Source organism: Mesorhizobium sp. WSM4822 (assembly GCF_055811155.1).
The window spans coordinates 276,433-290,895 of the sequence record NZ_JBVVQM010000007.1; the positions used below are offsets into that span (position 1 = coordinate 276,433).

Sequence of the window (14,463 nt, forward strand, 5' to 3'; positions counted from 1 at the left end):
TGACTCTACTTGAGAGCGCATTTCGTTTCCGGCTGATCGACACCGAGCGTGTCGAGTTCGGAGACCTGGTGAAGATAGCCCTCTTGTGGCGATGTCGAGACGACGGACTTGGTATCGCCAAGCAAGATCGGCTGGCGAAGCTGGAGGTTCCATTTGCGGAAGGTCAGCTTCTGCCCCTTGAAAGCAGCAACCGAAAAGTCGTCCGAGCGCATGTAGTCGCTGATCTTTTTCGCATCGTCGCCCTTGGTGCGCGTGGTGGCCTCGCCGACGGCACGCACCGCCGTCCAGGCCGACATGTCCTTTGAAAGCATCCGCCGGCTCGCCGTCTTCAAGAAGCGGCTCTGCATCTGGATGCCGCCCCATTGTTCGCTGGCGGGATGCCATGACGATGCAACCAGACCGGCCGTGCCGGCGACCAGCCGCGGCGTCCAGGTGCGATAGGGCACGTAGGTCCCGAAAACCTCGCTTTCGTCCGCGACAAGCACCACGTCATGCTCCGGGAGATCTTGCGTGAACACGGAAATCTGCTGCTGTATCTGCGTGGCGCCGGTGTCGGTGCGCCTGGCTGTGCCGGTATCCTTGAATTCCTTCTCGGCGACGATCTGGCCGCCGAAGCGGGTTGCCGCGCGGCGCAACGCATCGGCGTAGAGACGATCCTGCTCATGCGATCCATACAGCAGCACCCAATTCGGCCACTTCTTCACCATGAGATACTGCGCCAGCGCATCGGCCAGCATGCTGCGCGTCGGCGCGACATGGAAAACGTTGACGCGGCAGTCCTCCTCGCGAAGGCTGTCGTCGGTGGCGCCGACGTTGAAGATCAGCACGCCTTTGTCGCGGGCGATGTCGGCGATCGACAGCAATTGTTTGGCTGAAAGATCGGCGACCACATAGCGGTCGCCCTTGGCGATCATGCCTTCGAATGCCTGAACCGCGTCGCCGTCGGGCTTGATCTCGGTCACGTCGAGGCTGAATTTCTGGTTGGTGAACTTTCCGGTCGTATTGTTGTCGCCGATCGCAACCTCGGCGCCGGCGACACCTTCGTCACGTGGCGGCAGGTCGAGCATGGAAAGCGTCAATTGCGGTGCGTAGGCCCGCAAATAGCCTATCTTGATTTCGGTTGTCTTTTTTTCCGGCTTCGCCACCGTTTCCTGGCCTGTCGCGTCGGAAACGTTGACGGTCAGGGAAAAAAAGCACAAAAAGGCAGCGAGAGTGCCTGGCACCGCGCTCGTCATCGATAGTAATTACCCATTCTTGCGCAAAGGTTCGACGGTTGCCGGACCCGCGCCAAGTCAAGGTGCCCATGATCAACTTAGCCGACCCGCAAAATTTATCAAACCCTATCGGAAGACTTTTCGCGCCTGCCAGAACGGTGCGGAAGGTCGCCAGCGTCGATTCGCATGGCAACACCGGCGAGACGTGGCGCAGGGGGATCGACTGCCTCTATAAAAACGTCTTGTCCTCCAAACTGGAGAAACTGTTCAAATGACCAGAATGCTGGCAAGCGTCACCGGCATCGAAGAGGCGGAGATCGCTCTTTCTGGAGGTGTCGACATCGTCGACCTGAAGGACCCGAAGGCGGGAGCTCTGGGCGCGGTGTCCACGGAAACCATGCGCCGAACGATTTCGTTCATCGCTGGTCGGGCTCCGGTCAGCGCGGTCTGCGGCGACCTGCCGATGGAACCCGAAACGATCCGCATCAAGGCCGAAGAGATCGCGGCGACCGGCGTCGACTATGTGAAGATCGGATTTTTTCCTTCGGCGAATATCTCTGCCTGCGCACAGGCGCTCGAACCGCTCGCCGCACGAACGAAGCTGATTGCCGTGCTGTTTGCCGATCTGGCGCCGGACTTCGAGCTTCTGCCGATATTCGCCAGGCATCGCTTCCATGGCGTGATGGTCGATACCGCGCAAAAGGGGAAGGGCCGGCTGCTCGATCATCTGCCGCCGGAGCGTATTCCGGGATTCGTCGACCGAACGAAATCGCTCGGTCTGATGGTCGGCCTGAGTGGATCGCTGGAAGCTCCGGATATTCCGCGCCTATTGCCTTTCGCTCCCGATTTTCTCGGCTTTCGGGGGGCGCTGTGTGGCCATTCCGGTCGCACGAGTTCGATCAGCGCCGAGGCGGTCTCGCAGATTCGAGAGTTGATCCCGGCGGAATCCGGGACCGGCGGTCAATCGAGTATCGACTATCGCCTGTTGGCGGCGAGAGGCTATTCGCCGGACACCGACCCGACATTGGGCACGGACAGGATTTTTGTGCGGGATTTTGTTCTGCCGGTCCAGATCGGTGCCTACAGCTTCGAGCATGGCCATACTCAAAAAGTGCGCTTTGATGTGGCCGCCGACGTGCTGCAAATCACCGACCATCCCGAGGACATGCGCCATGTGTTCTCTTATGACATCATCATGGACGGCATTCGCACCATCGTCGCGCGGGGACATATCCAGCTCAGCGAGGCTTTGGCCGAGCAGGTGGCAGCGCACGTCCTGGAGAACCAGCGTGTCGTGCGTGTCACGGTAAGGGTGGAGAAGCTCGAGCTCGGCCCTGGCGGCGTCGGCGTCGAGATCGAACGCAAGCGCCAATCGGCGGGACGCGGCGCTGCCTCCGGCACTGCCGGCCGAAAAGACCGGAGCGTTGTTTTCCGGCCGCGCCAGGAACGCCCCGAAATGCTCCGACGGGCCATCGTCAAGCTTGGCGGCAGCACGGCCCATGCGGCGGAGATGAAGAGCTGGATCGCAGCGCTGGCGGGTTCCAGGCTGCCGATCGTCATCGTGCCCGGCGGCGGCCTCTTTGCCGACCATGTGCGCGAGACGCAGACACGCATGGATTTTTCCGACGCCGCCGCGCATGCCATGGCGATCCTGGCCATGGAGCAGTTCGGCCATGTCATCCTCGACCGGGACGAAAGACTGACGCCGGCACGGTCGCTGGACGAGATCGGGCGAGCGTTGGAGGCGGGCAAGGTTCCGGTGTGGCTGCCGTCGTCACTGGCACTGCCGGCGCTGGATGTTCCGGCCTCGTGGGACATTACCTCCGATTCTCTGGCCGCCTGGCTTGCCGGCAAGCTTGGCGCAAACGCGTTGTTGCTTATCAAGCAGACCGGTGCATTCTTCGTTGGCGATACCGCTGACAGCCTGAGGACCCGAGGCATTGTCGACCCCGGCTTTGCCGCCATGCTGCCCGACGGCGTCGATTTCCATCTCGCCGGTCCGAAGGATGCTGCCGGGGCCGGCGCGATGCTCGCGTTGGGCAAGCTGCCCGGTACCAGGATCGTGGCTTCAACAGGGTCGTCGGCAAAGAAGGCGGGATAGCCGATGGTGAAGCTGCATGTGCCGCGCTGGGCATGGGTTTTGACGGGTTCCGGGCATTTTTTTACGGAGAGCTTCGCACTTGTTCGCCAACTCGAACATTGCGATGTCTTCGTGTCGAAGGCTGCCAACGAAGTGTTGCGCATGTACAAGCTTAAACTTGATTTCCCGGAGACGACGCGCGTGCTGCACGACAAGACCGCGAGTGCGATCCCTGTCGGCGAATTCTACCACGGTGTCTATCACACGGTCGTGGTGGCGCCGGCCACGTCCAACACGGTCGCCAAATGCGTGCATGGCATTTCCGACACGCTCGCCACCAATGTCTTTGCCCAAGCGGGAAAGTGCCGTGTGCCAGCTATCGTCTTTGCTTGCGACACCGCGCCGGAACTCGAGACCCAGGCACCGCACGGGCTGGTCAAGGTCTATCCGCGCAGGATCGACCTGGAAAATACCAAGCAGTTGAAGAGTTTCGAGCGGACCCAAGTGGTCGAATCGCTCGCTGATCTCGAAGCCTCGCTCACACGGCGCCGGGCCGAACTCGCAAGCGATGGCTGAGCGGCTGGTTTTTCTTACCGGCCATCTGGCCAAGGCGCGGCTGGAACGGCTGCTGGCTGGGCTGGGCAGAACCGCATTCGCGTGGGAAATCGTCGACGTCGGCGTCAAGGTCGCCGCGCTGATGAGCGAGGACATTGTGAAGCGTCGGCTCACTCTGACAGGAGACGTCGACCGCGTCGTCCTGCCCGGACGCTATCGGGGCAACATCGAGCACCTGTCGGAGCATTTCGGCGTGCCCTTTGTGCGCGGCCCCGACGAGATCGCTGACCTGCCGGCCTTCCTTGGCCGGGCGGGCAAACCGCCGGATCTGACGCGTCACGATATGCGCATCTTCGCCGAGATCGTCGATGCGCCGATGCTGTCGGTCGAGGCGCTGATGGCGAGGGCCTCGATGTTGGCCGCGGCCGGCGCCGATGTCATCGATCTGGGCTGCCTGCCGGAGACGCCGTTTCCATTGCTGCCGGAGGCTGTGCGAGCGCTCAAGGCACGCGGATTTATGGTCAGCGTCGATTCGGCCAGCGTGGACGAACTGACGATCGGGGCACGCGCCGGCGCGGACTATCTTCTCAGCCTCGATGAGAACACGCTGCCGTTGATCTTCGACCATAGGGCTACGGCAGTGTTGATACCGTCCACGCCCGGCGATCTGGATTCGCTCGGCCGGGCCATCGAAGCCGCGCAAAAGGCCGGCGTTGCCTTCATTGCCGATCCCGTGCTCGACCCGATCCATTTCGGCTTCGCCGTTTCACTCGGGCGCTTCATCGAGGCGCGGCGCCGCTGGCCGGACGTCGAATTGCTGATGGGTACCGGCAATCTCACCGAATTGACCGACGCGGACAGTTCCGGTGTTACGGCCGTTCTAGCGGGACTCTGCTCGGAACTCCGGATCCGAAACGTGCTGGCGGTCCATGTCAGCCCACACACGGTGCGGACGATCGAGGAGCACGATATCGCCCGCCGCGTCATGTTGGCTGCTTGCACGGACGGCGCGTTGCCGCGCGGCTATCACCCAGGCCTGTTGCAGGTCCACGATCGCAAGCCTTTCACAGCCTCAACCGACGATATCGAGGCATTGGCGGCCCAGGTGCGCGATGCCAACTTCCGGATCGCGGTAGCGGAGGACGGCATCCATGTTTTCAATAGCAAAGGGCATGCGGTTGCCACGGATGCGTTCGAACTTTTTGCCGGGCTGGACGTCAACGCCGATGGCGCACACGCTTTTTATCTCGGCGCGGAACTGATGAAAGCGGAGATCGCGTGGCGCCTCGGCAAGCGTTATGTGCAGGACGAACCGCTCGCATGGGGCGTTGCCGCGCCGGCTCCCGAAACCGACCGTACCCGTCTTGCCGAGCCGGGCCAGACGCTCCGCGCAAGGAAAGAGCGCTAGGACCATGCCCTACATTCGCGAATCGATCATCACGACGGTCAACAAGGCAGGCAACGTCCACATCGCGCCGATCGGCATTATCGCCGAGAATGACGGCTGGGTGATTGCGCCCTTCCGGCCGTCGGTCACGCTCGACAATCTCGCCGAAGTGCCGTTCGCCATCGCCAATTATACCGACGACGTGCGTGTCTTTGCCGGCTGCCTGACAGGCCGCAAGCATTGGCCAACCGTTCCGGTTGACGGGTTTCCGGTGCCGAGGCTCGAGGCGGCGCTGGCGTATTCGGGTCTCGAAGTCCAGGCGGTCGATGACAATGGCGTGCGCCCCCGCCATTTCTGCCGCGTGGTGCGGGAGGAAGCGCTCGCGCCGTTCACCGGCCTCAACCGAGCCAAGGCGGCAGTGCTTGAGCTGGCCATCCTGGTCAGCCGGCTCGGCATGCTGCCGCGCGATAAGATCGAGGCGGAAATCGCCTACCTTTCGATTGCCATCGAAAAGACCGCAGGCGAGGGCGAAAAGGAGGCCTGGGGCTGGCTGATGCAGCGTGTCAGCGATCACTTGACCGCCAAAGGTTCCGGTAGCGAGGACGCGCGGGGTTAGGCCGAGCGCCGCACCCTGCTTACAACGGATATCCCGCCAAAAGCGCTACCGCGGACGCGGGGGCCGCGCTGCTCGCTTGCCCGCGAACGGTGTCATCGGCGGGGATGATGTCGGCGAAATCGACGTAGCTGCGTTCCATGCGTTCGGCCAGTCGCCTGATCTGCCAGCGACCGATTCCGGCCCCGACGATCGGGACATCCCGCGGCAAGGTCCCGGCAACCAGAGACGCTGCATCGTGCACTTTGCGCAGTTGCTGCTCGCTGAACCAGCGCGCGACTTCACCCCATTCCGGCGGGGTCAGGTCAGTGGCGTCGCGCCCCACCATGCGCGCCAGCCGCGCGATCGAGCCGTCCACGGTCTTTTCCTTGCCGTCGGCGGGAGGGTGCCTGTCGTCGTCCTCGTCGAGCACGCCCAGGATGCGGTGCGCGTCGGCGATCGAGGCGAAATACTCGTTCATCAGCGGCGTTAGCCTGCCATGGACGGGAGCCGACGAGGCTACGCCGAACAGGAATGTCCTGGTAAAGCCGGTATAGACCAATTCGCCGGTTAGAAGCCGTCCGGCATCGGTGTAGCCGTCATTGGCCACGGCGCCGTTCTTGATGGCAATGATATCGGTGGTGGTGGAGCCCATGTCGACGAACAGGGCATCGCCGGCGAGTTTTGCCACCAACAAGGCTGTCGCGTGCCAATTGGCAGAAGCCACATCGGCGCCTAACTGCGCTGCCTGCTCGACCCCGACGAAACCGGATGGTCCGGCATAGACCAGCTTTTTGTCTGTGGGGAAATGGGTGGAAATCTGACCCAGCAGAGCCGCTACGCCGACATCGCGGGACGGAAAGATGTCCGACAGTTCGCCTGTCATGGTGAATGCGTTGAGATCCGCACCCGCGTAGATCGGAGCCGTTTCGTCGAGGGCTGAAGCCAGCTTGTGCAGGCCTTGCCAAAGCGGCGTGGCGATCGTTACCGCCTCGACGATGCGACCGTCTTGTGCGCGGGTCACCTTCAGATGCGCGCCGCCAATGTCGAAACCGGCAATGATGCCCTTTCTTTTTTCCACGCTTCAAGCTTTCATGACGGGGGCAATCGGTCGGTGAGAAAAGCGTTGCGTATCATTCCGGTTCTCGACCTGAAAGACGGCGTGGTGGTTCGCGCCCAGCAGGGAAAACGCGATCGCTACAGGCCGATCGTTACGCCTCTCAGCCGAAGCCCCGATGTCGTCGCGGTCGCTGAAGGACTGCGTGGGCTTTATCCTTTTTCGACCTTCTACATCGCAGATCTGGACGCTATCGAAGGCGGAGCGCCAAACAGCGACGCACTCGCCCGGCTGAGGACGATGGCGGAGCCGCCGGAACTTTGGGTCGATGCCGGCGTGGCCGACGAAAAGACACTTTTGGCGGCGCTTGCCGAACGCTCGCTGTCTCCTGTTCTGGGCTCTGAATCGCAGCGGGACGACATGTTGCTGCGGCGTTTTTGCGATCATCCCGATCTCATCCTGTCCCTTGATTTCGTCGGCGATAGTTTTTGCGGACCGCGTTCTCTTCTCGATGAGCCCGAGCTTTGGCCGCAAAAGGTGATTGTCATGACGCTGGCCAAGGTCGGTGCGGCCGCCGGTCCTGACTTCGGGCGGTTGCAGGAGGTCAAGGCCAAGGCCGGAAATCGCGCCGTCATCGCGGCCGGCGGCGTCCGAGATGAGGCCGACATCAGCGCCTTGTCCGCAATGGGTGTCGCCGCGGCGCTGGTAGCAACCTCATTGCACAACGCTACGCTCACACCCGGCCGCCTCGCGTCACTCGGCGCCTGATCATCGTTGCTCGTCACCTCCCGAAGGACGTGCGCCCTTCGGGAGGTGACGTTTCAAAAGCCCAGAACTTTTTTCAGCCGGCGCAACAGACCATCCGTCTCAGAAGAGGGTTTTTCCTGTGCGGGGCTGTCTCTTGTCTAGGCTGCGAACGGATGCTTGACCTTGTCGCGCTGGGCCGTTGCTTCGGCGGCGGTCGGGGTTCCTGCAACGGCGCGCTGGATAGCTTCCTTTGTCGCCTCGTAATTGTATTTCTGGATCTTGGCGTCGTCCGCCGCGTCCCAATGGATGAACACCCCGACGCAGATGAACACGTCGTCCGCTTCGTTGGCCGGAATGGTCCCGTCCGCAACGCTGTCCTGCACGGCCTTTGCCACGGCGTGCTGCGCCGGGCCGAACATCTGGACCGCCTGCTTGGCGCCCTTGATCGTGACCTTGTTGAACATCACGGTGTTGGGTTTGCATTGAAGATTAGGCGCGATCACCGCCAAAAGCGAAGTAAAGCCATCCTTGTTGTTGGTAAGCGCGTTGCAGAATGCCGTTTCGACCGCGCTCCCCCGCGGGCCGATGAGCAGGTCGACATGCGCGACTTCGTTGCCGTCTCCCACCAGCGATTCACCGACCATAACCTTTGATATTTTTGCCATGCCAATTTCCTCCAAGACACAATTATGATGTCCACGGACGCTGCAACCGAGCAGGCGCTCGATGGACAGCTATCCTTGTTGGCAGCGTCCGGATTTGCCCGGACCGGTTGGCTAGATAGCCGCGGAAGCACAGCTTCCGCTTTTGGAAGTCAAGCACCAACGCCGCGATTATGCAAGGTGAGGGCGAGGGTGTGGACTAAAAGAGTAGCCACGGTGAGGTCGGCCGAGGTGCCGGGATTGATGTTGTCGGTCTTTAACCGACGGTCGAATTCCATGAGCAGGCGAATGCGCGACGGTTCGTCGCCCTCGGCATGGAGCGCCGCCTGGACGGCAACGGCTTCCTGCCGCGCCTGATTTGCGACGTCAACGCCATGCTTGCGCATCACATGGCTGTCGGGGAAGCCGGCGAGAAACGCCATGTAGACGAATACCGTCGGCCACATGCCGGTTTCTCCACGTGCCAACGCTCCATCCAGCGCGGCGAGCCCGACCCCGAACACGTCGCCGAAACAGCTGCCGTACTGGCGGGCGATCATGTCGCGGTCGGCGGCCTCCCGCATCGCGTCCAGCAAATGGACCTTCGGCTCCTGCCGCACATCGTTGCCGGCTTCTCCCAGACCGCCTGGCGCGGCCGTGACGATCGCCTCGAATACCGCCTTGGTATCCTGCACGCTCAAAGCCCGAAGCAGCAAGTCGAGATTGTCCTGCAGTCTGTCACCGCCCATTTCGGCGGCGCATATCAGTGGCCCTGCCAGAAGGATGATTCCGAGATTGGTATTGGTTGCGACCGCCAGCCGGGTCGCGCGCACCCCCTCCAGCATACGCTGTCCGACCGGCAGACGAGGATCGGTCAGCGGCCCGGAAGAAACCTCCGCACTCATCATGAACTGGGCGGCGGACATTCCGTGTCCGTCGGCGAACAGATGGACGTTGCCCGGTTTGAGGGCTTCGATCTCCATCCTGCAGGCATCCTTGTAGCTGGCCCGGAGGCGTTCACGCGAAAGCGCCATCCTAGCGGCCCTCACGAATTCGCAGGCGCGGTAAAACGGTAGGGCCGGGGCGCGGCGGCCGCTTCGGCGCGGTCGGTCAGGAGTTTCAGCAAGGCATCGGCGATTGCCTCGGCGATGTTCACGGCGACCACAGATTGCAATCCCGACCAGGCGGGCATGCTGTTCACTTCGAGTATGAACAGATTGCCGTCTTCAGCCCGCACGATGTCCACGCCGGCAAAATCCGCGCCGACCGCGGCTGACGCAGCGACAGCCAGCGATGCCAGTTCCGCCTTGCCATGTTCGGAAACCTGTTCCGGCACACCACCCCGGTTGACGTTCGTGATCCAGTCGTCGCTGATACGGCTCATCATCGCCACGGTCTCGCCGGCGCAGACAAAGACGCGGAAATCCCGGAAAGGCGGACCGGCACGCGACACATATTGCTGAAGGTAGTAGACGCTGTTCACCTCTTCTGCGGCCGGCAAGTCCGAGAGCGTGCGGATCAGCTTTATCCCGCGGCCTTGCGCCCCGAACAATGGTTTCAGCACCAGCGGTCCCCGCGGAAGCTCTTGCGCCGCGATCTCCGCGGCCACGGCAAGTCCTTCTACGGCAAAGGTGCGTGGCGTAGGCAGGTCGGCATTTTTCAAGAGGAATGTCGTCATCGACTTGTCGACGCAGCGCTCGATCGCCTGCGCGGAATTCCACACGGGAACCGACAGTCTGCTTAACGCGTGCAGCACGCCGAGGCGCCGGGTAATCGCTTCGAACGATCCGGCGGCAATCGAACGAACGAGCACGGCGTCGGGCAGCGTGCCGCCGAAGCCGGGGATCGAAAGTCCGCTCGGGCTGCTTGTGTCGAATGCGATCGCCGCCAACGGCACGGCTGCAACGGCCGCGCCCCGCCGACCAAGCCCTGCCGCCAGGCCGTTGGAGCCGGTGTCCACTTTGTCGCTGACGATCAGGATGCGAGGTATCATGTGGCGCCTCGGATACTGGAACGCGGGAGGCGCGAGCGATCCCGCGCCCCCATGGCCGCGTCGGGGCTGCACGAAATGCAGTCGTCGGGCAGGCGAATGACGGACGAATCCCTTGGCACCGCCATGCTCTAGCCGAGACTTCGTTCGAGCATTTTCAGATCACGCCGACCGGCGCGAAACGTATCGCCGGTTTCGATCGCTGTCACGATCACTTCGGCCGGGCTGAACAGCAGCGGGTCGATGGCATAGAAATCGCCCTTGAACCGCGCGAAGATCTCGGCGAAGGGTTGGCCGTAGTCCCGTGAGGCGCTGCTGGGAAGTTTTTCCGCGAGTTTGCCAGCCTCTTTCGCCGATCCTTTCACGAAGAGCTGGACGCTGCCGCCATAGATGATGGCATCGTTGGTTCGGCCCATGGCGGTCAGGAAATCCGGATGGGGGGCGGGGATCGGAGCCGTTCCGATGCCGTCGACAACGTTCTCCAGCGGGAATTTGAGATCGTTGATCTTGTGCAGGGCAACCTCGAGCGCGCGCGCAACGATCTGCACGCTGCCGGCAAGACTTTGTGTCGGCGCATAGAGGAAGGTGAGCTTTTCCATCGCCAGTCCAGTTGCCTTGCCCACTTTCTCAACGATCGCGCGGGGAGGCGGTTCGGCCGTCTCAAGGATAAGCACCGCGGACGATGCGATGTCGCGATAGGAAAGTGTTTCGAACAGCGGTTCGACCCGGGCGAGGGCGCGCGCCGGCCCAGATCCCATCGCGAAATAGTCCTGGCCAGACAGGTTCCAGCCCGCATATTGGCTGCCCAGGCAGGCTAGCACCGGCTGCGAAGATCGCGCTTCGACAGTGAACGGCCATTGCTGTGACGCGCGATCCATGAACACAGAAACGCTGCCGAGACCGCCCATCGCGGCCTCAGCCATGCGCAGCCCGGCTTCGACGCTGCCTACGGTCTTGGCGCCGGCATCGATCAGGCGCTCGCCCAATGGCCCCCTGGAAACGACGATGCGCAGGCGTTCGGCGTCGCCGATCATGCCGTCAACGATGCGCTGTGCATTGTCGTTCAGGAATGCCGAACCGTCTTTCATGTCCGGTCTCCTTCCCATTGGAGTTGCAATTGACTGGCTTGTCCCTTGATGAGTCGCTTGGTCGATTGGGCGCTCGGCCCGCGCGCGAAGACCGTGCAGACAGGGTCGCCGGCAATCAGACGGGTGCCAGCCGACTGCTGGTCCGCTGTCCATTCAGGCCAGGCGATCGACGGAAAGTGAGTGATTGGCGTCGCGGCGTAAGTCACCATCGACGCCATCGAATCGACGAAGCGCGGCAAGCGGAAGACCTGACCCGTCGCGGCGCGCAGATGCGCTTCGATCAATGGCGCGTCGACATCGTCGAAAATGTCCAGGGTGGCGCCCGGCCTCGGATTGATCTCGATGAACTTGTAGCCGTCCGGCCCGCGGATAAGATCGGCGCTGCACAATCCAACCAGGCCGGCGCGCCGCGTCAGACTTGAGAGCCAACCGCCGATCACCGCCGCCTGTTTGCGAGCGAAGCGTCTCAACCGCACGGCGCCGCCGTAGCGATAGGGCGCTGTCGGGGAGGGGGACGTCCATTGTCGGCTGAAGCCCACGACGTGCGCGGTTTGCCCGTTGCCGACGAACAGGGCCGAAATGCTGCGTCCGGCAACGAAGCGCTGGAAATAGCGGCCGGCGGTCGGGCTTTCTCCGGCTGCTCGTCTGACGTGCCCGCCGCCGGCGCCGCCCGCGGTCTTGACCACCCAGTTCTCCCGATCAGGCGGCTGGTCCCATCGCAATTGCGGATGCGGGATGCCAAGTTCGGCGCAATCATCGGCCAGCAACTGCGGATCCTTGATCCTGCGGATTGCGGCGCCGCCATTGCCTGCGAGCGGAAAGTGTCGCGCGATCTCGTCCACGGTCTCAGGCATCCGCTCAAACCCTGAGCCCAGGATAATGGCGACCGGCTGGCCGTCGCCAGCCAATCGCCGAAGCGTGTCGACGATGCGCTCGCCGTCGATGCCCCTCTGCAGGTCGCCCGGCAGCATCGTCGCACGTTCTGCGAGCGCGACGGTGTCCGTATCGCAAAAGAAATCGGCAACCAGCGGACGATAGCCGGCGCGACGCGCGGCGGCGGCCAGCGCCCGGCCTGAAATTGCCGCGATCAAGAGAGATCCGGCGTTACTTGGCAATCTCGCGTGCAAGGGAAAACGCTTCCTGAAAATCGAGCGTGATCGTCTTTTCGGATTCGATCATTCTTTTGAAGAGACCGAATTCGACCTTATATTTGACATTGCCAATGGCAAGCGGACCAATGCCGACAGCTTTTGCCGCTTCGAGTGGATCACCATTGGCATTGACGGCCAATCCTTCGATACCGGCCGGGGGAACGGCATTGACGTCGGCCGCAATAAGCAGGTCATTGCCTTTCAATTGGGCTTTTGAGACCACCTGGACGCCAGCTTTGGCGCAAGCCAGGATAATCTCGTTCGCCTCGACCAGCTTTGTCTTGCGGGCGTCGCTCGATCCGTCAGCGGCATCGACGATGATGTTGAATCTGCTTTCGATCTCGGCCGCGATCTGCTTGACCCTCTCGATGCCGTCATGGCCGACAAGTGTGACCCGGGCACCTTCCCCTGCCGCGATGACGGCGGTGCAGAAGCCGACGACGCCGGTGGCACCGAAAACAGCTACCCTCGTATCCCTGAGCGCACGCTGGAATTTCTTCTCCAGCGCCTTTTCGACCTTGGCCACCATCGCCGCGGCCGTGGTGAACGAGCCGGCCGGATCGGCAAACACCGAAACCTGGAAAGGCGGCACCATCGCCTTCTTCGCGGCGTCGAACATGTCGAGCGCCAACGAGGCATCCTTCCCGGCGATGAAGATGCCGGTGTCGACACCCGCATCCGGCGGGCGCGAAAAGATCGCGTCCTGGACCAGGCCTGTCACTTCGGCGAGGCCTACATCGACATAGGGGACGACGGCGTCGAAACCGGCGTCGAGGGCCATGTTCACGTCGAATGGGCTCATCTGCTTCAACGGTGTCAGCATGTGCAGGATGTGTTTGCGGGCCATTTCTTGCCTTTCTGCCTGAAACGGGAGCGTCAGCTGCCGACGAGATTCAGCCTGGTTGAGCTGATCTTCGCGCCGGAGTTCCTGCCCTTGACGATCTTGATCTCAAGGCCGTCCTCAATTGTCGTCTTCCGAACCGCGTCGACAAACTTGAGTGCGGAATCATGCGATGGCGCGAAGGCAAAGCCTGTCGGCCCCCAGGAACTCTGGCCGATGCCGACGGCGCCTGCTTCATTGAGACGGTGGGCCGCCGTCTCGACCCGCTTCGAGGTGAACACGCCGCCCTGCGCCGGGGCGAAATGGCTGCCGATCAGCATCTGTATCGCGGTGACGGCGGCGCCGAATGCCGGAAGGTCCCGCTCGACCAAAGCCGGCATAATGCCCATCAGCACCCTCCGGCAGATCTCCCCACTGCCTGCCGTTGGGAATGGCGGCAGCGAACGAAACGCCGCGACCTCGGCAGCGCCATGCAGTCCATGCCCTGAATGGTCGAGGATGAGGATGACGCGCCACTCTTCCGGAAACGGCAGCCGCGCGACGACCGGAGGCGTTCCGCCGCGGTCGTTCTTGCCGGCGTCGACTATGACGCCGCCGTCTTCGAAACTTGCGATGCCGATGCCGGATCGGCCGCCCCGCTCGAGCAGGCTCGCATCGCCGGCGATGTCCAGAGGCAAATTGTGGAGAGTGCGCAACGCCGAGGCGACGGCAAGGGCGATCTGCGTGCCGGATCCCAGACCCGCATGACTGGGGATCGACTGCTCGACCACCAGATGGTGATGGCCGCGAATGCCGAGATGCTTGCAGAGCGTCGACAGATGCTCGCTGGCGCGGGTGCTCTCGGAGCCTTCGACGATGGTTTCGCCGGACCGCGACAGGGTGACGACGGTTTCGGGTTCGCTCAATGGAAGCCCGACGCTGCCGAACCGCCGTCCGGCATCGCCATTGAGATCAAGGAAGCCAAGGTGCAGGCGAGCGGGCACTCGTATGGTAACAGAATTCGACATCTGCCCCCCGATGGGTGCATCATGGATGCAGCATGGAAGTTTAGGTGCCCGGTACCATGATAACTGTTTTCGTCGATGGGGCAAGCCAAAGAGAATGCATCCACGTGTTTGCT

General features: G+C 62.5%; 14 protein-coding genes. 5 read left to right on the plus strand and 9 right to left on the minus strand.

Annotated features, from left to right (window positions below):
* Positions 1-5 precede the first annotated feature (5 nt).
* Entirely contained in the window at positions 6-1,235 is a 1,230-nt protein-coding gene (locus tag AC0L3E_RS18340; RefSeq protein ID WP_127268108.1) for an ABC transporter substrate-binding protein, read from the minus strand.
* A 250-nt stretch (positions 1,236-1,485) separates the two neighbouring features.
* On the opposite strand from AC0L3E_RS18340, the gene AC0L3E_RS18345 reads away from it, so the two are divergent.
* The 4 genes from AC0L3E_RS18345 to AC0L3E_RS18360 are packed head-to-tail and all read left to right on the plus strand — an operon-like array spanning position 1,486 to position 5,852.
* Positions 1,486-3,315 (plus strand): (5-formylfuran-3-yl)methyl phosphate synthase, encoded by a 1,830-nt coding sequence (locus AC0L3E_RS18345; RefSeq protein WP_473605298.1) that lies wholly within the window; start codon positions 1,486-1,488, stop codon positions 3,313-3,315.
* Between the two features lie 3 nt (positions 3,316-3,318).
* Entirely contained in the window at positions 3,319-3,870 is a 552-nt protein-coding gene (locus tag AC0L3E_RS18350) for a flavoprotein (RefSeq protein ID WP_127268111.1), read from the plus strand.
* Positions 3,863-5,257, plus strand: coding sequence for a DUF6513 domain-containing protein (locus tag AC0L3E_RS18355; protein ID WP_473605299.1), 1,395 nt, complete (start codon positions 3,863-3,865; stop codon positions 5,255-5,257). Before AC0L3E_RS18350 ends, AC0L3E_RS18355 begins: the two co-directional genes overlap by 8 nt.
* A gap of 4 nt (positions 5,258-5,261) precedes the next feature.
* Positions 5,262-5,852, plus strand: a complete 591-nt coding sequence (locus tag AC0L3E_RS18360) for a DUF447 domain-containing protein (RefSeq protein ID WP_127268113.1) — start codon at positions 5,262-5,264, stop codon at positions 5,850-5,852.
* A 19-nt stretch (positions 5,853-5,871) separates the two neighbouring features.
* On the opposite strand, the gene AC0L3E_RS18365 is transcribed toward AC0L3E_RS18360, so the two are convergent.
* Positions 5,872-6,909 carry a hydantoinase/oxoprolinase family protein gene (locus AC0L3E_RS18365; RefSeq protein WP_352583849.1) on the minus strand — a complete coding sequence of 346 codons (1,038 nt, stop codon included), beginning with the start codon at positions 6,907-6,909 and terminating at the stop codon, positions 5,872-5,874.
* Here AC0L3E_RS18365 and AC0L3E_RS18370 point away from each other — a divergent pair.
* On the plus strand, positions 6,859-7,653 hold the full coding sequence (locus AC0L3E_RS18370) for a HisA/HisF-related TIM barrel protein (RefSeq protein ID WP_473605300.1): 795 nt from the start codon (positions 6,859-6,861) through the stop codon (positions 7,651-7,653). The genes AC0L3E_RS18365 and AC0L3E_RS18370 overlap by 51 nt on opposite strands.
* A gap of 137 nt (positions 7,654-7,790) precedes the next feature.
* Here the strand turns inward: AC0L3E_RS18370 and fae are convergent, their stop codons facing one another.
* The 7 genes from fae to AC0L3E_RS18405 all read right to left on the minus strand — a co-directional run bounded on the left by fae (position 7,791) and on the right by AC0L3E_RS18405 (position 14,350).
* A complete protein-coding gene (gene fae / locus AC0L3E_RS18375; RefSeq protein WP_013532036.1) occupies positions 7,791-8,297 on the minus strand; it encodes a formaldehyde-activating enzyme in 507 nt (168 codons plus the stop codon).
* Positions 8,298-8,446: 149 nt separating this feature from the next.
* Entirely contained in the window at positions 8,447-9,307 is an 861-nt protein-coding gene (locus AC0L3E_RS18380; protein WP_473605301.1) for a triphosphoribosyl-dephospho-CoA synthase, read from the minus strand.
* Positions 9,308-9,318: 11 nt separating this feature from the next.
* Positions 9,319-10,266, minus strand: a complete 948-nt coding sequence (locus AC0L3E_RS18385) for an ATP-grasp domain-containing protein (RefSeq protein WP_473605302.1) — start codon at positions 10,264-10,266, stop codon at positions 9,319-9,321.
* A 128-nt stretch (positions 10,267-10,394) separates the two neighbouring features.
* Positions 10,395-11,351, minus strand: a complete 957-nt coding sequence (mch, locus tag AC0L3E_RS18390; protein ID WP_127269832.1) for a methenyltetrahydromethanopterin cyclohydrolase — start codon at positions 11,349-11,351, stop codon at positions 10,395-10,397.
* Complete coding sequence (locus tag AC0L3E_RS18395; protein WP_473605303.1) at positions 11,348-12,442, minus strand: ATP-grasp domain-containing protein; 1,095 nt, start codon at positions 12,440-12,442, stop codon at positions 11,348-11,350. The genes mch and AC0L3E_RS18395 overlap by 4 nt, the downstream gene beginning before the upstream one ends.
* A 13-nt stretch (positions 12,443-12,455) precedes the next feature.
* Entirely contained in the window at positions 12,456-13,349 is an 894-nt protein-coding gene (locus AC0L3E_RS18400; RefSeq protein WP_128369862.1) for an NAD(P)-dependent methylenetetrahydromethanopterin dehydrogenase, read from the minus strand.
* 29 nt (positions 13,350-13,378) lie between these two features.
* Positions 13,379-14,350, minus strand: a complete 972-nt coding sequence (locus tag AC0L3E_RS18405) for a beta-ribofuranosylaminobenzene 5'-phosphate synthase family protein (RefSeq protein ID WP_473605304.1) — start codon at positions 14,348-14,350, stop codon at positions 13,379-13,381.
* Positions 14,351-14,463 lie beyond the last annotated feature (113 nt).

Coding starts and splice junctions, on each gene's coding strand:
- AC0L3E_RS18360 (WP_127268113.1), top strand. CDS start 5,262: ATGCCCTACATTCGCGAATCGATCATCACGACGGTCAACAAGGCAGGC.
- AC0L3E_RS18355 (WP_473605299.1), top strand. CDS start 3,863: ATGGCTGAGCGGCTGGTTTTTCTTACCGGCCATCTGGCCAAGGCGCGG.
- fae (WP_013532036.1), bottom strand. CDS start 8,297: ATGGCAAAAATATCAAAGGTTATGGTCGGTGAATCGCTGGTGGGAGAC.
- AC0L3E_RS18380 (WP_473605301.1), bottom strand. CDS start 9,307: ATGGCGCTTTCGCGTGAACGCCTCCGGGCCAGCTACAAGGATGCCTGC.
- AC0L3E_RS18370 (WP_473605300.1), top strand. CDS start 6,859: ATGCGCGCCGCCAATGTCGAAACCGGCAATGATGCCCTTTCTTTTTTC.
- mch (WP_127269832.1), bottom strand. CDS start 11,351: ATGAAAGACGGTTCGGCATTCCTGAACGACAATGCACAGCGCATCGTT.
- AC0L3E_RS18350 (WP_127268111.1), top strand. CDS start 3,319: ATGGTGAAGCTGCATGTGCCGCGCTGGGCATGGGTTTTGACGGGTTCC.
- AC0L3E_RS18385 (WP_473605302.1), bottom strand. CDS start 10,266: ATGATACCTCGCATCCTGATCGTCAGCGACAAAGTGGACACCGGCTCC.
- AC0L3E_RS18345 (WP_473605298.1), top strand. CDS start 1,486: ATGACCAGAATGCTGGCAAGCGTCACCGGCATCGAAGAGGCGGAGATC.
- AC0L3E_RS18400 (WP_128369862.1), bottom strand. CDS start 13,349: ATGGCCCGCAAACACATCCTGCACATGCTGACACCGTTGAAGCAGATG.
- AC0L3E_RS18405 (WP_473605304.1), bottom strand. CDS start 14,350: ATGTCGAATTCTGTTACCATACGAGTGCCCGCTCGCCTGCACCTTGGC.
- AC0L3E_RS18340 (WP_127268108.1), bottom strand. CDS start 1,235: ATGACGAGCGCGGTGCCAGGCACTCTCGCTGCCTTTTTGTGCTTTTTT.